Source organism: Lutispora sp. QWL-02, assembly GCF_058315355.1.
On record NZ_CM177762.1, the window covers coordinates 1,677,498 to 1,699,269 of the forward strand.

24 protein-coding genes are annotated in these 21,772 nt (G+C 40.9%); 15 read left to right on the forward strand and 9 right to left on the reverse strand.

Annotated elements, in window-relative coordinates:
- Positions 1-36: 36 nt before the first annotated feature.
- Positions 37-735 carry a PHP domain-containing protein gene (locus tag AC4HCY_RS07675; RefSeq protein WP_323431582.1) on the reverse strand — a complete coding sequence of 233 codons (699 nt, stop codon included), beginning with the start codon at positions 733-735 and terminating at the stop codon, positions 37-39.
- Between the two features lie 45 nt (positions 736-780).
- Positions 781-1,347: a serine/threonine-protein kinase gene (locus AC4HCY_RS07680; RefSeq protein WP_323431581.1), complete on the reverse strand. Its 567-nt coding sequence runs from the start codon at positions 1,345-1,347 to the stop codon at positions 781-783.
- 204 nt (positions 1,348-1,551) lie between these two features.
- Here AC4HCY_RS07680 and AC4HCY_RS07685 point away from each other — a divergent pair, with 204 nt between their 5' ends.
- The 7 genes from AC4HCY_RS07685 to ybaK all read left to right on the forward strand — a co-directional run bounded on the left by AC4HCY_RS07685 (position 1,552) and on the right by ybaK (position 6,397).
- Positions 1,552-1,773, forward strand: a complete 222-nt coding sequence (locus AC4HCY_RS07685; protein WP_323431580.1) for a FeoA family protein — start codon at positions 1,552-1,554, stop codon at positions 1,771-1,773.
- Positions 1,774-1,799: 26 nt separating this feature from the next.
- Positions 1,800-2,024: a FeoA family protein gene (locus AC4HCY_RS07690; protein ID WP_323431579.1), complete on the forward strand. Its 225-nt coding sequence runs from the start codon at positions 1,800-1,802 to the stop codon at positions 2,022-2,024.
- Between the two features lie 74 nt (positions 2,025-2,098).
- Positions 2,099-4,132, forward strand: a complete 2,034-nt coding sequence (gene feoB / locus AC4HCY_RS07695; protein WP_491095767.1) for a ferrous iron transport protein B — start codon at positions 2,099-2,101, stop codon at positions 4,130-4,132.
- A gap of 69 nt (positions 4,133-4,201) precedes the next feature.
- Positions 4,202-4,357 carry a FeoB-associated Cys-rich membrane protein gene (locus AC4HCY_RS07700; protein WP_323431577.1) on the forward strand — a complete coding sequence of 52 codons (156 nt, stop codon included), beginning with the start codon at positions 4,202-4,204 and terminating at the stop codon, positions 4,355-4,357.
- 117 nt (positions 4,358-4,474) lie between these two features.
- On the forward strand, positions 4,475-4,828 hold the full coding sequence (locus AC4HCY_RS07705; RefSeq protein WP_491095768.1) for an HD-GYP domain-containing protein: 354 nt from the start codon (positions 4,475-4,477) through the stop codon (positions 4,826-4,828).
- A 303-nt stretch (positions 4,829-5,131) separates the two neighbouring features.
- The gene (locus AC4HCY_RS07710) at positions 5,132-5,797 is read left to right on the forward strand and encodes a metal-dependent transcriptional regulator (protein ID WP_491095769.1); all 666 of its coding nucleotides are present in this window, start codon (positions 5,132-5,134) and stop codon (positions 5,795-5,797) included.
- Positions 5,798-5,908: 111 nt separating this feature from the next.
- The gene (gene ybaK / locus AC4HCY_RS07715; protein WP_491095770.1) at positions 5,909-6,397 is read left to right on the forward strand and encodes a Cys-tRNA(Pro) deacylase; all 489 of its coding nucleotides are present in this window, start codon (positions 5,909-5,911) and stop codon (positions 6,395-6,397) included.
- Between the two features lie 131 nt (positions 6,398-6,528).
- On the opposite strand, the gene AC4HCY_RS07720 is transcribed toward ybaK, so the two are convergent.
- The 4 genes from AC4HCY_RS07720 to AC4HCY_RS07735 all read right to left on the reverse strand — a co-directional run bounded on the left by AC4HCY_RS07720 (position 6,529) and on the right by AC4HCY_RS07735 (position 8,803).
- Positions 6,529-7,029 carry a GerMN domain-containing protein gene (locus tag AC4HCY_RS07720; RefSeq protein ID WP_491095771.1) on the reverse strand — a complete coding sequence of 167 codons (501 nt, stop codon included), beginning with the start codon at positions 7,027-7,029 and terminating at the stop codon, positions 6,529-6,531.
- A gap of 152 nt (positions 7,030-7,181) precedes the next feature.
- Positions 7,182-7,742 (reverse strand): N-acetylmuramoyl-L-alanine amidase, encoded by a 561-nt coding sequence (locus tag AC4HCY_RS07725; protein ID WP_491095772.1) that lies wholly within the window; start codon positions 7,740-7,742, stop codon positions 7,182-7,184.
- Positions 7,743-7,862: 120 nt separating this feature from the next.
- Entirely contained in the window at positions 7,863-8,363 is a 501-nt protein-coding gene (locus AC4HCY_RS07730; RefSeq protein WP_491095773.1) for a GerMN domain-containing protein, read from the reverse strand.
- Positions 8,364-8,581: 218 nt separating this feature from the next.
- Positions 8,582-8,803, reverse strand: a complete 222-nt coding sequence (locus AC4HCY_RS07735) for a helix-turn-helix domain-containing protein (protein WP_491095774.1) — start codon at positions 8,801-8,803, stop codon at positions 8,582-8,584.
- Positions 8,804-9,144: 341 nt separating this feature from the next.
- Between AC4HCY_RS07735 and abc-f the strand changes: the two genes are divergently transcribed.
- The gene (gene abc-f, locus AC4HCY_RS07740; RefSeq protein ID WP_491095775.1) at positions 9,145-10,767 is read left to right on the forward strand and encodes a ribosomal protection-like ABC-F family protein; all 1,623 of its coding nucleotides are present in this window, start codon (positions 9,145-9,147) and stop codon (positions 10,765-10,767) included.
- A 176-nt stretch (positions 10,768-10,943) separates the two neighbouring features.
- Here the strand turns inward: abc-f and AC4HCY_RS07745 are convergent, their stop codons facing one another.
- The gene (locus tag AC4HCY_RS07745) at positions 10,944-12,230 is read right to left on the reverse strand and encodes an SLC13 family permease (RefSeq protein WP_491095776.1); all 1,287 of its coding nucleotides are present in this window, start codon (positions 12,228-12,230) and stop codon (positions 10,944-10,946) included.
- 193 nt (positions 12,231-12,423) lie between these two features.
- A complete protein-coding gene (locus AC4HCY_RS07750; protein ID WP_323431566.1) occupies positions 12,424-13,290 on the reverse strand; it encodes an isocitrate lyase/PEP mutase family protein in 867 nt (288 codons plus the stop codon).
- 313 nt (positions 13,291-13,603) lie between these two features.
- Between AC4HCY_RS07750 and AC4HCY_RS07755 the strand changes: the two genes are divergently transcribed.
- From AC4HCY_RS07755 to AC4HCY_RS07775, 5 genes are all read left to right on the forward strand, one after another.
- On the forward strand, positions 13,604-15,175 hold the full coding sequence (locus tag AC4HCY_RS07755; RefSeq protein ID WP_491095777.1) for a sigma-54 interaction domain-containing protein: 1,572 nt from the start codon (positions 13,604-13,606) through the stop codon (positions 15,173-15,175).
- A 171-nt stretch (positions 15,176-15,346) separates the two neighbouring features.
- The gene (locus AC4HCY_RS07760) at positions 15,347-16,108 is read left to right on the forward strand and encodes a MerR family transcriptional regulator (protein ID WP_323431564.1); all 762 of its coding nucleotides are present in this window, start codon (positions 15,347-15,349) and stop codon (positions 16,106-16,108) included.
- Positions 16,109-16,254: 146 nt separating this feature from the next.
- Positions 16,255-16,989, forward strand: a complete 735-nt coding sequence (locus AC4HCY_RS07765; RefSeq protein ID WP_323431563.1) for an ABC transporter ATP-binding protein — start codon at positions 16,255-16,257, stop codon at positions 16,987-16,989.
- Entirely contained in the window at positions 16,976-17,719 is a 744-nt protein-coding gene (locus AC4HCY_RS07770) for an ABC transporter permease (protein WP_491095778.1), read from the forward strand. The genes AC4HCY_RS07765 and AC4HCY_RS07770 overlap by 14 nt, the downstream gene beginning before the upstream one ends.
- A gap of 151 nt (positions 17,720-17,870) precedes the next feature.
- Complete coding sequence (locus tag AC4HCY_RS07775; RefSeq protein WP_323431561.1) at positions 17,871-18,794, forward strand: DUF2935 domain-containing protein; 924 nt, start codon at positions 17,871-17,873, stop codon at positions 18,792-18,794.
- Between the two features lie 143 nt (positions 18,795-18,937).
- Here AC4HCY_RS07775 and AC4HCY_RS07780 read toward each other — a convergent pair whose 3' ends face one another.
- Positions 18,938-19,408: a metal-dependent transcriptional regulator gene (locus tag AC4HCY_RS07780; RefSeq protein WP_323431560.1), complete on the reverse strand. Its 471-nt coding sequence runs from the start codon at positions 19,406-19,408 to the stop codon at positions 18,938-18,940.
- A 189-nt stretch (positions 19,409-19,597) separates the two neighbouring features.
- Here AC4HCY_RS07780 and AC4HCY_RS07785 point away from each other — a divergent pair, with 189 nt between their 5' ends.
- Together AC4HCY_RS07785 and AC4HCY_RS07790 are read left to right on the forward strand one after the other, a co-directional pair.
- Complete coding sequence (locus AC4HCY_RS07785; protein WP_491095779.1) at positions 19,598-20,776, forward strand: hypothetical protein; 1,179 nt, start codon at positions 19,598-19,600, stop codon at positions 20,774-20,776.
- Positions 20,777-20,983: 207 nt separating this feature from the next.
- Positions 20,984-21,511 carry a phage tail protein gene (locus AC4HCY_RS07790; protein WP_491095780.1) on the forward strand — a complete coding sequence of 176 codons (528 nt, stop codon included), beginning with the start codon at positions 20,984-20,986 and terminating at the stop codon, positions 21,509-21,511.
- Positions 21,512-21,772: the final 261 nt, after the last annotated feature.

Here is a 21,772-nt window from a genome sequence, read left to right on the forward strand (position 1 = left end):
GCCGTTGACACAGAACGCGGATGCGCCTATCTGTTGTCATCGGCATTTGACCAATGCCCCGGAGCTTTCAAGAAAATTTTTTATTTCATCCGGATCAAGATAAGGATTCCCGATAAGGCAATGCTTTAAATCCCGCGGTTTGCACCTATGGAAATCTGAACCTCCCGTATAGAAAGAGAATCGCTTCATCGCTATATCAATAAAAAAATCTGTATATTGAGGACTATTGCGGCAGTATTTTGCTTCTATGCCATCAAAGGGCATGCTCAGTATGCTGAGAAGGTTTTTCTCAGATATTCGAACAGGGTGAGCTAATACTACAGCTGCATCAAAGGCCTTCAGAAGGTAAATACCCTCAGAACAGGAAAGGTATTTATTGGAGTGGGGATGTTTGCCGTACACCCCTGACGCTTTTCTAAGCTTGCTGAGACTGTGCTTTTTTACCTGCTTCAAAATATCCTTAAAAGCAGCGCTGTTGAATTTATCATTTTTAAAATACCCTAAGATATGAATGCTCTCATCGTTAAACCTTGTGGATAATTCGACAGCGGGAATCACCGATACGCCGTATTTTTCGCCGGCTTCAAAGGCCTCATCCAGCCCATCTATTGAATTATGATCAGAAATGGCGATGGTGTCTATGCCCCTGCTTTTAGCTATCATTATCACTTGCTCCGGATCAAATCCTCCGTCAGATGCAGTTGAATGAATGTGAAGATCAGCTTTCATAAACATAGTACACTATCCTTTATCCCTTAAATAATCAATAAAATCAATACTTCAGTATTTTTTCCTATATTTCTTCCTTGAGTAATTCATCCATTTGATATGCAGGTCCGGCCTGTTGACCTTTAAAAAATCAAAAAAAATGTCTTTATATCCAAGATGATCAAGGCCGCTGATGAGCAAGCTGGGAACTGCCGATTTTTTCTTCATCGCCTTGGCAGTATCGATAAGCTTAAGCTCTCCGGAAGGCGTTACGAATATATGAAATATTGCAGCGTCCTGCCTCAGATAACCGACCTTCGCCATGGTCTCATATAGCTCTATCAGCTTGCGTGAGATCTGAGGCGTTAGCCTTTTTCCCCTTTTCAAATATTCATCTAGTTCGATGCCTTTGATGTACTCTCTTATGATGTAGTTCGCACCGGATTCATAAAGCCTGGGGAAATGTGCATCGGATTGGGCCATCAGCAGGGTTTCTAATTCATCCTTGCACTCTTTTTTACTCTTAAAAATTTTTATGCACCTGTAGGAGTCTATCCTGTATACCTTGCCCTGGGTGCCTTTGCCGATAGGCTCCAAATTTTTCACATCTATATCCGGACTAAGCTTTATATCGATCACCTATTTCAAATATCGTTACAATGTAAGTATATGCAAGAGAGCATATTTTGGGAACTGCATGGCAGAGGAACCCTTGACCGCCGCTTCAAAGAAAATTTTGTTGTTAAACTGTTGACAGTGAAATATTTTACTGTTAAAATGTTAGGTAGAACTAACAATGAGAATAATTATCATTATCAGTAAACTTTAAAAGGAGTGTTCATTATGCCTTTAACAATGCTTCCTGTAGGCAAAAAAGCTGTAGTCAACACATGCAGGGCAAAAGGTAAAACCAAAAAGTTTCTTGAGGGATTGGGAATTATACCGGGAACGCCTATTTCGGTGCTTTCAGAGATAAAGGGGAATCTGATCATTTGTATAAAAGGAACGAGAATAGCTATTGATAGGGGCATTGCACAACAACTGACGGTTGAATTTCAAAGTTAAAGCATAAATGGAAGGAGGAAAAGCATATGGAAAGGAAGCTTAAGGATCTGAAGCCCGGTGAAAGGGCTGTCATTGTCAAAGTGAAGGGGGGAGGAGCAACAAGCCGAAGGCTGATGGATATGGGCGTCACCAAAGGCGCGGAAGTTATGATTCGCAAAGTAGCTCCTCTCGGAGATCCCATCGAGGTCAATATCAGGGGATATGAATTGTCTTTCAGGAAAGAAGAAGCTGAAAATATTATTGTGGAATGATTATGGCTGCGGAGAAGCAGCATTTTTTTAAAACATCAATTGAGAATGATTTTCAATTAAAAGGGGGTTATAAAATGTCATATACATTTGCATTGGTGGGAAACCCTAATTGCGGCAAGACTACCATGTTCAATGAGATCACAGGAAGCACCCAGCATGTCGGAAACTGGCCGGGGGTCACTGTAGAGAAGAAGGAAGGCAAGGCTAAGAAGCTCAAAGAAAATGTAAGGATTGTTGATTTGCCGGGAATCTATTCCCTGTCTCCATACACAATGGAAGAAATAATAGCCAGGGATTATATAATCGATGAAAAGCCGGATCTGGTCATAAATATTATCGAAGCAACAAATATAGAAAGGAATCTCTATCTGACCACTCAGCTCATGGAATTGGGAGTGCCTGTCGTTGCAGCCCTAAACATGATGGATGCAGTAGAGGCCAGAGGGGACAAGATAGACATTGGAAAGCTGGAAAAGCATCTGGGCATACCCGTCGTTCCCACTTCGGCCAGCAAAGGGCAGGGTGTCAAGGAACTGATGGAAAAAGCGCTGAGCGTGGTTCAGACAGCGGCATCCGGAGGGGGGCAATCCTCACAAAAAATATATGAAGACGATATAGAAAAATGCGTTTCTGATATCGGGGCTATTGCAGCAAAAGAACTGGACAGCAAATATAATGTTCGCTGGGTTGCTTTGAAGCTTCTGGAGGACGATGAAAGGCTGAAGGAGAAGCTGAATATTCCTGCATCTTTGCTGACGATAGTTGCAAATTGCCGTGAAAAGCTTGAAAAGCAATATAACAATGACATGGAGACCATAATTGCGGATAACAGGTATAATTTTATTTCCGGCATTGTGGGCAAGACGGTAAAAAAGAAATCCGGCAGCGGCCTCACTCTATCCGATAAAATTGACAAAGTAGTCACCAACCGCATACTGGCCATACCGATATTCTTTGTGATAATGTGGTTCGTCTATCATATTTCCATTTCTACTCTGGGGGACTATACCATCGGAAAAGTGGAGTGGCTCATGGGAGATGTCATAGGCGGCACAGTGGAAGGCTGGCTTGAAGCTTCAGGTGCTGCCGAGTGGCTGCGCGGGCTAATCATAGACGGCGTCATAGGCGGAGTCGGCGGGGTATTGACCTTTGTCCCTCAGCTGATGATTTTATTCTTCTTCATCTCCCTGCTGGAAGACAGCGGATATATGGCAAGAGTTGCCTTCATCATGGACAGGATTTTCAGGAGATTCGGCCTTTCAGGCAAATCCTTTATTCCCATGCTGATCGGAACCGGATGCTCTGTTCCGGGGATCATGGCTACCAGAACCATAGAAAATGAAAAGGACAGAAAGATGACCATCATGCTGACCCCTTTCATACCTTGCGGAGCAAAATGGCCGGTGTTTGCCATGTTTATCGCAGCCTTCTTTTCCGATAAGGCCTGGATAGCCCCTTCGCTATATATAATTGGGATAGGAGTAGCAATATTATCAGGTATTATATTAAAAAATACGATCCTAAAGGGAGAGGCGGCGCCCTTTGTAATGGAGCTGCCCGAATATAGGATTCCAAGGCTCAAAAGTGTTCTCATCCACATGTGGAACAGGGCCAAAGCCTTTATGATAAAAGCGGGTACAATAATATTTGTTGCCTCCGGAATCATCTGGATGCTGCAATCCTTTGATTTTTCATTTGCAATGGTGGAAGCAGAAAACAGCATGCTGGCTTCCATAGGAAAAACTATCGCCCCGATATTTTCTCCTCTCGGATTCGGAGAATGGAAGGCCGCTGTTGCCACAGTGACAGGGCTGCTTGCTAAAGAGGTAGTGGTAGCTACTTTGGGCATACTTCATGGGATAGGCGAGGTTGCAGAAGATGACCCGACTCTCCTTGCAGGAATTGCCCAGAGCTTTACGGCATTGAGCGCATTTTCATTCATGATATTTACTCTTGTTGCAGCGCCTTGCTTTGCAGCCATCGGTGCTATGAAAAGGGAATTCAACTCATGGAAATGGACCTTTATAACCCTCGGATATCAAACAGGGCTTGCATGGATATTGGGAACATTGGTGTTTCAAATCGGCAGGGCGGTTGGACTCGGATAAGTCAACCGCTTTGGCAGAAATTATATAAAGGAATGACTCAATAATAATATTTAAAAGGTGGCGTATATAATGATCAATTATATTTTAGGCGGGATCATATTTGGCTTGATGATTTTAGCATCGATCAACACCATTAAAAGGATTAAGAAAGAATCCTGTGCATGCGGCGGAAGCTGCTCGGGATGCCATTCAAAATGTGGATGCGGACATGATGACAATCCATAGATTAGAAGAATTTAAAGAAGAATAGTCAAAAGAGGGATGGTGCTTATATAGAAATATTGTCATAAAAGCGTCACAAATAAAAAATACATAAGCGGCCATTCCTCCAGGGTGGCAGATATGGCCTATTATTTAGCCAAAGCCATGGGGCTTAAAGGTGTGGCTCTGGAGGACGTGCATATGGCGGCCCATTTGCATGATATAGGCAAGCTGAGCATTCCTGAGAATATACTAAATAAGAAGGAAAAGCTTCTTCCTTGTGAATGGGATCAGATACCGCTTGGCTCGCGGATCATTGCAGTTGCCGATTCCATAGATGCCATGACTTCCCGCCGCCCCTACAGGTCTGCAATGACCTGGGAACAATGCAGGGAAGAAGTCCGCACTAACAAAGGACTGCAATTTGATCCTATAGCGGCGGAAAGATCAGATGAGATCTGGAATAAGCTTAGAGAGCAAAGTGGAAATCTGTAGCTTATATGGTTATAATGAATATATATTATAACAGTAAGTTAACTTGTTGTGGTAGCTGATAAAAGAGTATTTTGTGAAGAGGCTTAGAGTTTGTTAGCGAAGTATAGGAAAAGCTGCGTCAACTGTTTGAGCCTATATGCTGTTAAATCGGAAAACCTCATAACTTGCTTGAATTTTAACACTAATGACAAACGCTGCATGCGAGTTTTGACGCAGCCCGATACAAGCTTACAAAGTCTTAGCCTTGAAGCTTTATACTTGTTATCAACTAGCACAACAGGCTAAGTTAAGGAAGGTAAGGGCATGAGAGTATCTGTTTCACCATCGCTGGAGAACTATCTGAAAGTGATCCTGCAGCTGCAGGAGGATGGGAATGCTGCCAGGATTACCGATTTGGCAGAGAGATTGAGCGTTGCAAAATCCAGTGCTAATCAGGCGGTTAAGCTGCTTAAGGATCAAGGACTTGTAAAGCATGAAAAGTATGGACAATTGGAGCTTACGGAAAGAGGCTCTGCCCTTGCCCGGGAAATATCAAAGAGGCATGAAGTGCTGATGAGTTTTTTGGTGGATGTGCTCAAAGTAGACCTTGCAACTGCAGAAAATGATGCTTGCCTTATGGAGCATGCCATCAGCCCTGCCACTATGGAGAAGCTTTCATCATATGTAGAGCAGCAGCTGGGATACCCTCTGGAAGAAGAGCAGCCAAGCGGAGAAAAGGCAAAATCGGGCATGAAAATATTAAAAAAGCTTGATGCCGTATTGCCGGGAACAAGGGCCAGGGTGGTTAAGCTTACTTCAAAGGGTGCATTGGGGCATAGGTTGATGGAAATGGGCATAATGCCGGGTACGGAAATACTGGTTGAGGCATATGCTCCCATGGGTGATCCCATTGAAATAAAAGTCCGCGGATATAGTCTCGCTATAAGGAAAGCCGAAGCAAGCAATGTTCTTGTCGAGTTAATATTATAGAATTGTGACTATGCCTGATGTACCCTGTTTATCACAGCCGTTTTACAAACATGGCATAAAGTGGTATAATGCTGCTGAATAATACCTGATGGGATAATAGGAGGGTAAGCTTTGGGAAATATAAAGACAAATGCTATGCGTATACTTGATAAAGCAGGAATTCCATATAGCACATATGAATATGACCATAGCGACGGCCTGGTTGACGGCATTACGGTTGCGGACAAAATAGGCCAGCCTGTTCAAAAGGTCTATAAAACCCTTGTGACAAAGGGGACCAGCAGAGAGTACTATGTTTTTGTCATTCCCGTTGCTGATGAACTTGATCTGAAAGCGGCGGCAAGGGCGGTAGATGAAAAAGCTGTCGAGATGATCAAGGTCGCGGATATTAACAAGATTACAGGCTATATCCGGGGAGGTTGCTCGCCGATAGGTATGAAGAAAGAATATAAGACGGTATTGGACAGCTCCTGCGATGCCATGGATACCTTTATCGTGAGCGCAGGGAAGATAGGGCATCAAATTGAACTAGCCCCTAAGGATCTAATAAAGCTGATCAACTGCAAGACGGATAGTGTCATTGTACCAAGAAATATATAAAGAATGAGAAGAAAAAATATTTTTCAAATAATTGAATTTAAATTATTAAATGCAACTTGTATTCTAAAAAAGGATAGCTTTCTATGAGAAATAAACGTTCATAGAAAGCTATCCTTAATTAGAAAGATTTATTATTCAAGCAATTTAATTTTGCCGTCATCTGTTAATGTGATATCCGGAACAATTGCTTTATCGGTCTCAGTATCTCCAATTATAGGTACTTCTTCGCCATCAAGTAGAAATTTTACTCCGTCAATGCCCAGCGATTTATTCAAACATAAGGTATCAGTGATGGTAAAGATTATATGCTCTATACCGGTAGAGCCCAGGCTATAAGAATTAAATTCATGGCTCATATTAACGTATGCAATTTTTTCTTTGACTTCTAAAGAAAGCAATTTAGTTCCTTCGGGATATATATGAGGATATTTAAGCAGTTCGTTTACCACAATACTAGGGGTACAGTCTTTTATGGGCTTTTCATCTATAGACCACTCAAGAAGGGGACCCTTTGGTATTATAAATTTGATATTGGTAATATTTTGATTTTGACTAGCTGTGCTATTACTATTTGTGCACCCGCTTATTACAAAACACAAAACCAATAAAATTGGGATTATTCTTTTTAACATTAATCCACTTCCTTTTAATGTTTATAAAACGATTATAGCACAATAATGAAAGGATAATGTTAGAAATCATATGCTAAGATTTTGTTATATCCTATGTAAAAAATAAGTCGGTTTGTCACACCGACTTATTTTTATAGATTCTATAAACTTGATTAAATTTTGCTGAGTATGGCTTCTGCAATGGCAGTCCCTACTGCTTCGCCGCCAACACTTGAGAATTTTCTGCAATCAGCAGGGTTACTTACAAACATAGGCTCTATGATGATTGAGCTCATGTTCATTGAGCTGCTTGTTTCAGCTAAATCGCTTCTTAACACTGCCCCAGTGTTTCTGATTCCCAGAGTGTCCGCAGCTGCCTTGCTCACTGCAGTAGCGAGTGTTCTCGACAAAGAGTCATTTCTGTGGCAGCATGAACTATATGATGCAGAAGAATCATCAGCACTGTTAGCATGGCAGCTAACAAACAATTCAGCCTCCCAGTTTTTTGCTTCTCGTATACCAGCTATCAAAGCTTCGTTAGCAGTTGCGTAAGCATCGTCAGGGTGGTTAAGCGTTGAATATGTCATTACGTCATGGCCTGCGTAGTAGAGTTCTTGGGCTACCCATGGGGCATAGCTTTCAATCACATCTCTTTCACTTAATAAAGTACCGGGAGCGCCAGTAAAGCTTCCGTTTCTAAGAATATCGTGACCAAATCTTACAAATATTTTCATGTTTTTTCTCCTTTATAATTTATTAGGTTTTTGTTCTGCAGAATCATTTACCTTACATTTTTATAAGAAGAAAAAACAGAGTTAAAAGTCAACCACAGAAAAATGTTTTTTTAAGATTTATTACTCAATTCGTTTAATCTCGTTATCACCTGTTAATATAACGTTAGGAACAATTACTTTATCTGTTTCAGCCTCTCCAATTATAGGTACTTCTTCGCCATCAAGTAGAAATTTTACTCCGTCAATGCCCAGCGATTTGTTTAAACATAAGGTATCAGTGATGGTAAAGATTATATGCTCTATACCGGTAGAGCCCAGGCTATAAGAATTAAATTCATGGCTCATATTAACGTATGCAATTTTTTCTTTGACTTCTAAAGAAAGCAATTTAGTTCCTTCGGGATATATATGAGGATATTTAAGCAGTTCGTTTACCACAATACTAGGGGTACAGTCTTTTATGGGCTTTTCATCTATAGACCACTCATCAAGGGGCCCCTTTGGTATTATAAATTTGATATTGGTAATATTTTGATTTTGACTAGCTGTGCTATTACTATTTGTGCACCCGCTTATTACAAAACACAAAACCAATAAAATTGGGATTATTCTTTTTAACATTAATTCACTTCCTTTTAATGTTTATAAAACGATTATAGCACAATAATACATGGTTAGAAATGCTGCCCAAAAATGTGTATTATTATGATAAAATCTGAATATGGTTTTAAAAGACCTATGAGTTTAATTAATATTGTAATTATTCGGAATGCTATTACATCTAAAAAACCAAGCTACAACAGGCATTAACCTCTATTGCTTGGTTCTTTAGATTAATACTATGCATGTTTGAAAATATCATACTCTTTATCAAACTTGAATCGCTTAATCCCTTCTAATAATTTTATATTAAGCTCCTGAAAGCAATCTTCATCAAAATGACCGTTGATATAGCTATTCTTATACAATTGCCATCTAAATATATCCGTTATCTCTTTAAGAGCTTCCTTATCTCCTTTTAATGATTTAGTATGTATTTCCTTTAATGGAAAAGAACGCATTTCGTCGAATGATTAATCTTGAAAAGCTCGTTGACACAGAGTTTTGGATATAATATAATCTAATTGCTATTATTTCGAAAGGAAGGTATAAAAGGAGATATGATTAACTAGTCTATTCTTTGCTTAGAGATGATCACAATTTGTAACTTTGTTATTAAGCTGGATAGGATAGTTATGCCCTTTAATAAATACTTGCTTTTCAATAGCGTTAAAAGTGAAATGACGTAAGAATACTGCCTTTTTGTTTGCCTGTTTTTTGAAGCAGGGCTCTAGTGCGGTATTATGAAAGTTTGTACAAGAGTATGGTGTATCCTCTCCGGCAATCATGGAGGGGATTTTTTATGTTGATAGCTCAGATGAATGGAGTCAAGAAGTATTATAACGATAGATTGATACTGAAGGTTGACGATTTTAAGATATATAAAAATGACAGGATCGGTATAGTAGGCTTAAATGGCTCAGGGAAGACTACATTCCTTAACATTCTGACCAATAGGGTCATGCCCGATGAAGGAGTATCGGCGATTTATGGAACCTACGCTTATATAACCCAGCTTGGGGATGAAGAAAAAACCGGCATAGATGATTATGCAGCCAGCAGATTTGGTGTAAGCGGTTTGAACAATGAAGGTTTAAGCGGAGGTGAAATAGCCAGGCTCAAGATAGCCAAGGCTTTAGGTAAGGAGAATTCTTTGATCATTGGAGACGAGCCCACAAGCAATCTTGACAACCAAGGGATAGAGCTTCTGCAAAAGGAGCTGATGCAATTTAGCGGAGCAATACTGATTGTATCCCACGATAGAGAGTTTTTAGATACGGTTTGCAATACGATACTGGAGATCGAAAGTGGAGAAGTACGGTTTTATAAAGGCAATTACTCTAAATACAAGGAATTGAAAGAAAAAGAAAGAGAACGGGCTGCATTTGAGTATGATCAGTATGTTTCAGAAAAGAACAGGCTGCACGAAGCTGCAGAGCAAAAGACGAACGAATCAAAAACAATGCGGAAAGCTCCTAAAAGGATGGGAAATTCAGAGGCTCGGCTTCATAAGATGGGCAATCAGGCTGCAAAAGCAACCCTTGACAGGCAGATTAATGCCATTAAGACCAGGCTTGAAAAGCTTGAAGTGAAGCAAAAACCAAAGGAACAGCAGGAAATCAATATAGACATACAAAAGACCAGACAGCTTTATTCCAAGGTTATATTGAGCTCTGACGGGCTTGATAAAAGCTTCGGGGATAAGGTAGTTTTCAAAGAGGCCCAATTCAAGGTGTTCAACAATAGCAAAACTGCTGTAATAGGTCCAAATGGGAGCGGCAAGACCACACTTATCAAGATGATCATAAATGGCGATCCGGCAATAAACAGAGCTATAGGTGCCAAAATCGGCTACTTCAGCCAGGATATGAGCATTTTAGATAGCAGCAGGACATTGCTGGAGAATGTTATGGAAAGCAGCATATATGATGAAACCTTTGCAAGGATTCTGCTTGCCAGGCTCCTGTTTAAGCAGGAAGAAGTCATGAAAAAGGTTTCTTTGCTGAGCGGAGGCGAAAGGGTAAAAGCGGCCCTGGCAAAAATAATTCTGAGCGATTTTAATGTACTGGTTTTAGATGAACCCACCAATTATCTGGACATATATTCGATGGAAGCAATAGAGGAAGCGGTACTGAGCTATAACGGAACTGTGGTATTTGTTTCTCACGATAGAAGATTTGTAAGCAATATCGCCGATCATATAATAGCCATTGAGAATCAGAAAACCATATGCTTTGACGGGACATACAGCGATTACATCCGGAAAAAAGAAGAATCGATGCAGCAAAATGATAAATCAGCCGACAAGATGGTGCTTCAGCACCGCATGGCAGAAATACTGGGGAAATTGAGCATGCCGTCTAAGAATGACGATATTGAGGCTCTTGACAGGGAGTACAAGGAAATCATTAAAAAGCTAAGGTAATTGCAGTAGCAGAGAAATCGTTAAAACGATTCTGTATATTAGTGTAATGTTTATAATGTGCCAATTAAAGAAGGAAAAGACATATATCAGAAATGTATACCTGCTTTTCCTTCTTTCAAATCCAAATTCATTACTTTTGCTTTGTATGTCGAGCTTTGTCTATCGAAAGATAATTGTTAACGTATAACCCCGCATAACAGCAATACAATGGCAAGTGCTAAGCTGACAAATGGAATGATCAACAGCTGCTTAAACAGCTTGTCCCTTGTTTCTTCATCAGTCACACCCGTAAGAGTTAATGCTCCTCCTGATGAGAAAGGCGATATGCCTACAAATGATCCTGATATTGTTATAATTGAAAATAGAGTTGTTGGAGCAAGCCCTGTCGCATTTGCAACTCCTTCAACAATCGGATACAATGTCGGCATAACAACACCTAGTGTGCTGGCAAAGAAGCTCATAGTTCCCGCTACCAATGAAAGTATGATAGGCGCTGAAGCGGTTGACGTTCTGGTGCTAAACCAATGTGCCAATAAATCGATGGAACCTGCTTCAACTGCAACAGAAATCAACATGCTGATGCCGCTGATAAGTATTATTGTATTCCAAGGAACTTGTTTTAGTGCTTCTTTTTCCGAACCTACTTTAAAGAATATAGCTAAAAGTGCTGCAAATATTGAAACAAAAGAAATATCCAATTTTGCCTTCAATAAGGCCAAAATTGTTGAATGGGGAATAAAGCTGGCTAGCGTTGAAGGTATTATAACAAATCCTATTGCACCGAACATTAGAATTAATGTAATTTTTTGTTTTGAGGTAAAAGGCTCCGGTTTTTTTATTTCTGTACTTGCTACTTTATATCCTTTAAAGAAAATGTATGCGACGATAAATAAGATTGTTTCGGCTAGAAATGTATTCCAGAAGACTCTGGAAGTATATTGTTCTGCCAGAGCAGCATAACCGGCAGCTTCGATATACCCTCGCGTAATAGCACCGCCGACGCCATAATTAGAGAAACAGCCAGCCACGACACCACTTACAACAATAATAGCGGCAAGTATTTTGTTCATTTTTATCTCGTCAGATATTGCCATTATGATTGGCGCCAAGAATACATAGACTGCATAGGGGCCTGGTCCGACTGCCGTCATTATAAATGCTAAAAAGTAACATACAACCGGGATTAAAAAAGTTGCTTTTCGGGTTGCATAAACTGTTTTTGTGGCAACTTTCTCAAGAGTCCCATTGGACACTGCAAATCCGTAAAAAAATGTAATAGTCATAATCGTAAAAAATAAATTTATTGGCCACAAGTTAATAATACTCTTTACCTTCATATCTAACACAAAAGCACCTACTAAATAAGCAAAGAACATTCCAAACAAACCGATATTTATTTTAAAGTAAAAGCCCAATCCAATTGCTACTGCAATTAATAATACAATGAAAATGCTTATATTCATGCATTTCCCTCCTTAAGTTATTCACATTTTTCAACGTGCTTATGCAACCTAATAATATAGATTTATACTCCAAAATTTGTTTAGCACTATCATTTGCTGCGGCTATAATCTTATAATATAAGGCTGAATACTTGAATACAATGTTATAGTTTCATTTCTTATTTAAAATGCTTTTCAAACTTTGGTTTATGGATCAATCTCTTACGAATAGGTCTTCGTACTTACTATATTCACCTAGGCCAATTAATTCATTAAATTCATTAAATGTGATCATCTTATCAGCAAATGCTTTGGTTGACCCATCCCTTTTTAATGCATGCATAAGATCGAATACGGCCTTTGCAATAACATAAGTGCTTGCAACAGGATGAATGACCAAATTAAATCCTAACTCTTCCAGCTCTTTATCTGTTAGCTGAGGTGTCCTGCCGCCTTCGACAATATTTACGATAGTTGGAGCTTTAATTACCTGGTTTATCCACTTCATTTCTTCTATGGTTTCTATTGATTCAACAAATATAGCGTCTGCGCCAGCCTTTTCATATGCTAAAGCTCTTTTAATCGCTTCATCAATTCCGAGAGAGGTTCTTGCATCTGTTCTGGCAATTATGACGAAGTCGGGATCTTTCCTGGCTGTAATAGCTGCTTCTATTTTTCCAATCATTTCTTCCATGCTTACAACTTTTCTACCTGCCATATGTCCACATCGCTTTGGAGCTATTTGATCCTCCAGCTGGATTCCAGCAACACCTGCATCCTCAAAATCCTCTATAGTTCTCATAAGGGTAACTGCATTTCCGAATCCGGTATCTCCATCTGCAACAATCGGAATATTTGTTGCTGTTGCAAGCTTTCTTGCCCTATCCAGCATCTCGGACATGCATAGCAAGCCGATATCAGGCTTACCCAATGTACTTGCCGCTGTCCCATAGCCGGTCATATAAGCCATGTCAAAGCCGACCTTTTCGATGATTTTTGCTGTCATGACATCATGAGCTCCTGGTGCTGCAACAATTTCTTTTGCATACAGCAGTTCTTTCAATCTAGTAGTTTTTTTCATATAGATGCCTCCTTCAAATAAAGAAAAATTACACTTTATTATATAAGCAAGAGCTATACCAACCTAAATAGGCAGGTATTTTGCCGAAAATCTATCTATGCAAGGGTGTATATATTGCAAAACTGAAATGGATTAAATCTAATCTTCTTTAATAGCCGATTAGCAATAATCACATAACATTGCAAAAGTGAAACGCAATTTCAATTCTGCAATGATTATATTGATTTATTATAAATGGTATGCTAAATTAAGGGTAAATTCTGAATTTTTATATCTAAAAAATTTATTTGACTAAATGATCGGAGATGATGACATGCTGAATGCTTTATTAAATGCGCTTCCTTGCTTGGCACGAATATCTAACGGATATGCAATTCTTTCTGATAAAAAGGGTATAGTCATCAGTGTTGTTGATAGCAGAGGAGTAGAACTTGAACAATATCGCCAAATGAAATTAGATGCAATATTGAAAGCTTTAAATAAAAAGCAAATAAATGATTTTAAGTCAAAATTCAACATACATCCTTTTATATTGTCTTTTCCGATTGATGCATACACGATAACTTGCAACAATATCGAGACTATAAATTTTGCATACTCACTGGAACAATCTATTGAAGAGATACTCCCTCAAATAGCCTCAATAATTGGAGGGGATGCTGCTATTTGCGACAGCGATGGAAATGTAATAATTTCCGTCAACTCAAAGGGCGAGCTAAATGATAAATTGATTGGTAAAGTGAGTGCCTCTTCCAAAAGTGCAATGTTGCTGCAAAAACCTATTATAGGTAAGTCTAATCGTGTTTTAGGCGCTACAGCAGTAAGAATTCCTATTGGGAAATATTTTTTATTCGGGTTTAATAATGAGGATTCCATACGCAAAAATACCAGATTGATTAAAGAAGTAAAAAAGAGAAGCAATACAAAGTATACATTTCAAGATATAGTTGGAAATAGCGAGCCAATTATGCAAGCGAAGAATATAGCGTCAATTGCGGCTAAGACTGATTCAAATGTATTGATATATGGTGAATCTGGAACAGGCAAGGAAGTGTTTGCCCAGTCAATTCATAGTGCTAGCAGCAGAGCAAACAAACCTTTCATTGCAATCAACTGTGCCGCTATTCCACTAAGCCTAGCGGAGAGCATTTTTTTTGGATATGCTGAAGGTACATTTACAGGAGCAAAGAAAGGTGGCGATCTAGGCATTTTTGAACAGGCAAACGGAGGTACTGTTTTCCTTGACGAAATAGGGGAGATGGATTTGAATCTGCAATCTAAATTGCTTAGAATTTTGCAGGAAAAGGAAGTGATGCGTATTGGGAGCAAGTCAACCATTAAGCTTAATGTTAGGATAATATCTGCAACCAATAAGGATTTGCTGGAATTAATAGCGGGCAGCAAGTTTCGCCAAGACCTTTATTATAGGCTTAATATACTGGACATTCAGCTTCCTGCTTTGCGTTTTATAAAAGAAGATATTCCTTTTCTTGTAAATCATTTTATTGCTAATATGAACAAAGATTTCGGAAAATTTGTTGAATACATTGAAGATGAAGCACTAAGCATTTTAATGGAATATTCGTGGCCTGGGAATGTTAGAGAGCTTGCAAATTGTATCGAAAAAATATTTAATGTTATTGGCAACGACAGGGTGATCAAACCTGCATATCTTCCTGCAAATATTAAAAAAAGCTATTCTAAAGCGAAGTTAAGCAGTAGTGATTCATATATGTCATTAAATACTCTGCTGGCAGAGTATGAGAGAGAAATAATAATAACTGCCTTACAACACAATGATGGTTCAAAAGTGAAAACGGCCGACTATTTAAAAATAAGCACTACATCGCTATGGAGAAAAATGAAGATGTTGAATATAGAGTGACTTTGTCGATTCGCATTTATAAAAGCTAAAAGAGGTGGATTGTGGCGGAGGCAAAGCTTCTCTGCAAAAGCTGCTTTAAGCTCAGCAGCCATTTATAATTGAAACCTTCCATTATAACACCAGACTTTTACCGGATGCTATAGTAGGTAAAAGATGGAGGTGGTCTGATGAATGAATACCTATAAAACAGCCGAAATTGCTCGCTGTGTCGGAATCCATCCTAATACCGTGCGGCTTTATGAGGAACTCGGACTGATACCGAAGACTGAACGCGAACCTAACGGTTACCGTATTTTTACGGATTTCCATATGGAGCAAATCAAGCTTGCGAGAACTGCTCTACAGGTTGAGGTTTTGCAAAACGGTCTGCGGAAAAAGATAATTGACATTATTAAGGCTTCTGCTGGCGGGGATTTTGATAAAGCGATTCTCCTCACGAAGAGCTATTTGTACCAAATTAAAAAAGAACATAAAAATGCCGAAGAAGCTATAGCAATTGCTGAGCGGCTATTGTCAGGCAGTCAGGCAGAAACGAGCAGCGCCTGCTTCACCAGAAAAGAAACTGCAAGCCATCTGCAAATATCGATGGATGCTTTGAGAAACTGGGAAATGAACGGACTGCTGATGGTTAAACGGAAGCAGAATGGTTATCGTGTCTATACGGATGAAGATATCCGCAGGCTGAAAATCATACGGTCTCTGAGATGTGCTAATTACTCCCTGGCAGCCATTTTGCGAATGCTCTGCGCATTGTCCAACGACCCTGAGGCTAATATACGGGATGCAATTGATACACCAAGGGAAAATGATGACATCGTTTCCGTATGTGATAAGCTGCTGACATCCCTGAAATATGCCGAAATGAATGCTCGGGATATGTTGATTCACCTTAGAAAAATGAAAGAGCAATTTAAAACAAACCCTACACTTTAACACCAGAATTAACTCTGGTGTTATTCTTTTGATAAATATATAAGTTGCAATAAATACGTTACATAGCTTTTATCACTTAATATAAGCTTACTGCTGTAAAATATTTAATGCGTTATATATAGAAAAGAAGAGGAGGACTTTATAGCGTGGAAACAATAATTAAGGTAAATCAATTGTGTAAGTCCTATGGCACTATCAAGGCAGTTGAGAACATCAATATTACTGTCTGCCGTGGTGAAGTATTCGGTTTGCTTGGAGCAAACGGTGCAGGGAAAAGCACTGCCATCGAGTGTATTTTAGGCACGAAAAAGCAGGATAGCGGAACCGTTTCTATTCTGGGATTTAATCCCCAAAGAGACCGCAAAAAGCTGTTTGAGAAGGTGGGTGTACAGTTTCAGGAGGCAAATTATCAGGACAAAATCACTGTAGCTGAGCTATGCCGGGTTACCCAATCCCTGTATCAGACCCCTTCGGATTATGAGGATTTGCTAAAACAATTTGCGCTTTGGGACAAAGCAAAAAGCCAGGTGAGCGAGCTTTCGGGAGGGCAAAAGCAGAGTCTTTTCATTGTCCTCGCACTCATCCCAAATCCCGAGGCAGTGTTCCTGGATGAGCTGACCACAGGGCTGGATGCCAGAGCAAGGCGGGATGTCTGGAAATACCTATCTGATTTAAAGGCAAAAGGCCTGACTATTTTGCTGACATCGCATTTTATGGATGAGGTAGAAGCTCTGTGTGATAAAATCATGATTCTGAAAAGCGGAAAAAGCATTTTTTACGGAACTGTGCGGGAAGCCATCGAGGCCAGCCCTTATAAAAAATTTGAGGACACATATCTTTGGTATACAGATGAGGAGGGAAAAGAGAATGAAAGCATTTAGTACTCTATTTAAAACGGAATTAAAATTATCCCTGCGCGGTATGGATATGTTCATCTTTGCAATATGCATGCCGGTCATTGTCATGGTTATCCTTGGCATCATTTACGGAGACAAGCTTGCCTTTGAAGGGGCTGGATACACTTTTCTGCAGCAATCCTTGGGAGCCGTGGCTACGATTGCCATATGCGCCGGCGGGGTCATGGGACTTCCTTTGGTGGTATCCGATTATCGGCATAAGAAAATATTAAAGCGGTTCAAGGTTACGCCAATTAATCCCGCTCTCATTTTAGCAGTGCATGTTGCTATATACGCCCTTTATTCCGTTCTTTCACTTCTTCTTGTTTATGGAACGGCAGCTGTTTTTTTCGGTTATCAATTGAGGGGCTCATGGCTTCAATTTTTAGGCGCATACTTTCTGGTCATGCTTTCCATGTTCAGCATAGGGCTGCTGGTAGGAGGGGTAGCACCGGATATTAGAACAGCAAGCGTTCTGGCAAGTATCTTGTATTTCCCAATGCTCATTTTCTCCGGTGCCACTTTGCCTTATGAGGTTATGCCCTCAGCGCTTCAAAAAGCAGCAAATCTGCTGCCTTTGACACAGGGCATTAAACTTCTTAAAGCAGTATCCCTTGGCTTACCTGTCAATGGTGTTTTACTTCCGGTTGTCCTGATGATTGTATTGGCGGTAATCTGTATCAGCATAGCAATTAGTTTCTTCAGATGGGAATAACCTATCAGAATAGTTCTTGCTATAGCCTTTGATAAAAAAAATATATCATAATCCTATATAAGTGTAACGTTTGTACAACTGCCTAATAGACTGGTATCAGGAAGGACATACCTTCATAATATGATAATTTTATAATAGGAGGTTAACAAGAATGTTATCAAACGCGGACTTTGTCCGTCAATCACTGGGCTTGCACCTTTTTTTCCTGAGGATTATGAAGGAGCATTCATTTTTCGTTGAAGTAGGATTCACACCGAGGGATGCAAGCTTTACACAACGGGCAGATGCCCTGAGAATGGAATTCGATGGGCTTTTAGCAGAGGCGATTGTATTATCAAATGGGGTTGTTGACCCTGAAGTACTGCAATCCGGAGAAGTGATCACACAATATACACTAAGCGCCGAAAGGGCTACCACATTTTATACGGGAGTAAATATACCAACCGAACTAACGCGGGAAGAAGCCGGGCTAAGGGGCGGAGTATGTGTGGAGGTCAGTCCCATACTCGAGCAAAAGGTATGTGATCTGAATCAAAGGGCAATAGTATTAACCACGTCCTTAATAGAGTTTAAAACCCTGGTTCTATCAAATGTCTTGTCCTGCAAAATGTTTACCTTCAATTATCCACTTTTGATCGATCACATTATGCGGGAATCAAAGCTTTATGTGCTGATGCTCCAAAGGCTTCAAAGTAGAGAAGAAATTGATATACAAAGAGAAGCATATGAACAAGAAGCTTTTTGGAACAGGATCATGGCAGAGCATTCAAAATTCATCCGCGGCCTGCTTGATCCGACAGAGAACGAATTGTTCAACACAGCTAATAATTTCGGAAACGAGTTCGATGTGCTGACAAACGAAGCAAAACAAGCCATAGACATAACCGTGCCTATATCCAAGGTTACAAGCGATAGCTTGAGAGCTACCTTAGCTATTCGTGATTTTAAGGCTCAAGGCACACAGGGATTGCTGGAGTGCAGAATCAGGTCAATTATTGTGCCGCTGCTGGGAGATCATGTACTGAGAGAGGCAAACCATTATCTGCGTTTGCTGAAAATATTCAGCAGATGTTAGCTGCCTGGCGCTGAATGGCGAGAAGTCAGGCGTAAAGCTTTGTATATACTCATACCTGGAAGAGAGGCAAAATAAAACCCGTGAAGCATACAGGAAAGATCCTGCAATATTTCACGGATTTTTTATGCCAGAATACTTATCATTCATCCTTCTGAATTTCTAAAAGCATTAAACCTGGTGGCCACATCCGGGTTTTTTTTGATGAAATCCACATATTCCTCGAAGCATTTGATGGTTTCATCGCTCAACGTATGTTCAACCTTTTCGGTTTCTGCCAGTATTGCCCTTTCAGCAACGCCCAATACCTTTAAAAGGTCTTCGATGGTGTTGTGACGCCTGATTAAAGCCTCGCCTGCTTTTTTTCCTTCCTCCTCAAGGATTATTACGCCATACTTTTCATATTTTAAGAGGCCCAGTTCACCCAGCCTTTGCACCATTTTTGTTGCAGACGGAGGCTGTACGTTGAGGGCGTACGACAACTCATGGATTCTTGTGAATCCGGTATCCATGGACAGCCTGTATATCATTTCAAGGTAATCCTCCATGGATGCTGTAAGGGCATTGTCTTCTTTTTTCATATATTCGCTGAAAGTACGAAAATTATTATTATACATATATATCACCCGCTTTATTGTTTCATAGAGCCTTGATACAGTATATGCAGGAGCAAGGGGAAAATAACTTTTGTGTGCTCGCCGCTAATTTAGATAGATTACGGCAGAATTTTGTGTATCCCTTTTATTTACAATTTTCCGATATAAGAAGTATAATAGAATTATAGAAATCATACAGGGAGTGGTGATATGTATTACATAACAACCAGTGAAGCGGCAGAAAAATGGGGCATTTCCGGGCGGTCGATCAACTATCATTTGGCCGCTGGGCATATCCCCAATGCGGTCAAAAAGGGGAAACTGTGGCTGATACCAGCGGACGCCCAGCGGCCTGCAGATAACCGACGCCACGAAGGGACGATTCAAAAATCGCTGTCTTCCGATTTGCACAATATATTGGTTTTCACCACTATCCCAATGCCCCATGATAACCCAGATGCGATTTTGGATACCGTGAGCGGAGAAAGGCTTCGCCTTCAATACGAGAGTGAGCTTGCCTATCTGCGTGGCGACTTTAAGCGGACGATGTGCTGTTTTGATAGGACCGAAGGGGACGAAGCGGCCAGGCTCCGGGCCTCTTTGATGGCAGTCGCGGCGGCCATCAGTCTGGGGGATTACCGCGCCTATACAGAAATTGACAGTTATCTCAAGAGATGCATCGAAGCCAATCAAGGCAGCGATATGTCCGCCATCGGGGAGCTGGCGCTTGCAAGCGTCGCTGTGAGCATAACGGCCCCGAATATGGTTCCCGACTGGCTGAAGGAGGGAGATTTCAGCGCTATACCTATACTGGCAAAGCCGCATACCCTCTATTTACGATCCAAATATTTCCTTTGCGTAGGCAGATATGAAGCCATGCTGGCTGTGGCGCAAACCGCTCTGACTTTGAGCGCGCCGGAGCAAGGGATTACCTTCACCGGTATTTATCTGAGGGTGATATGCGCCATTGCCTGTCATCATCTCGAGCGGGAGGATGCGGCCGTACGCTGGCTGCTTGAGGCTATGCGTATCTGTCTGCCTCACGGATTTATCACGCCTTTTGCGGAGGCCGCCGCCCTGCTGGGCGGGCTGGTAGAGCGTTGCCTGGAGCGGGAGTTCCCTGATTATTATGACGCCGTAATCGGGCAATGGAAGCGCACCTTTAAGAACTGGGTCGCCTTTCATAACGAGTTCACGAAGGACCACATCACATTCATCCTGTCCTTGCGGGAATGCCATATCGCTATCCTTGTGGCGCACCGCGTTCCTTACGCCAAAATCGCCAAGCAGTACAATATTTCGGTGGGGCGGCTCAAGAACATCATGCTGGAGATTTATGAAAAGCTCTGTATATCCGGTCGTAACGAACTTGCGAAATACATCATGTGAGCCGAAAAAACGTGACTTTTTGAGGGTAAAAAGTCACTACCAAAAGCATGGATTTTCCTCTATGATAAAATGGAAAAATTATCATGGGGAATTTTTATGTCCCGGCGAGAGGAGGAAAAAATGAAACGTATTTTCATCATGATTCTGTGCGCAGCGTTGGCGCTCACTATGTTGTAAATTTTAATCAGTATAAAGGAGAGATGAAGAATGGAAGCATTTATTGGAACGATTATAGCATGGCCCATAGATTTTGCACCGGAAGGCTGGCTTTTTTGCAAAGGGCAGACTTTGAATATTGCTCAATATCAGGCTCTTTATTCCCTTATAGGAAACAGATACGGCGGTGACGGCAGAACCACATTTATGCTCCCCAATCTTTCGGGGAGAGTCATTGTGGGAGCCGGGGAGAGCGCCGGAACCTCTAACTATATGCTGGCACAAACCGGAGGTGCGGAAACAGTTGCACTTACCGTAAATCAGATACCTTCCCATACTCATTCCATTCCGGCCAGCACAGACCAAGCAGGGACGAACATACCCGGCGGGAATGCCGTTTTAGCAAAAGCAGAAGATGATATGGGGACAGCCTACAATATCTATAAGACCGGAGGGGCCAATACCGCCATGTCACCAACAGGTTCAACCGGGCAGAATGCGCCGCATTCAAATGTCCAGCCATATCTATCACTGAACTATATTATCTGCATCAATGGGATTTATCCGCCTCGCCCATAGACACAAACACTTCTTACTGCTGTGCAGGAATATGACAGGAGGGATTAAAGGAATGAAACGAGCATTCAAGAAAACCGTGTCCCTTGTTATGGCGATTGCACTATCGTTTGGGCTGCTCTCTTCCACCGTGTTTGCGGTGGAAGGGAAAGCCGAAATTACAGCGCTAATGCTGCCGACGCCCGGGATTCTGGCGGCAGGCACACCGGATACAAGCTGGTACACCGCGAATCCAAGCGCCTCCTCGTTTGAAATCGGCACCGC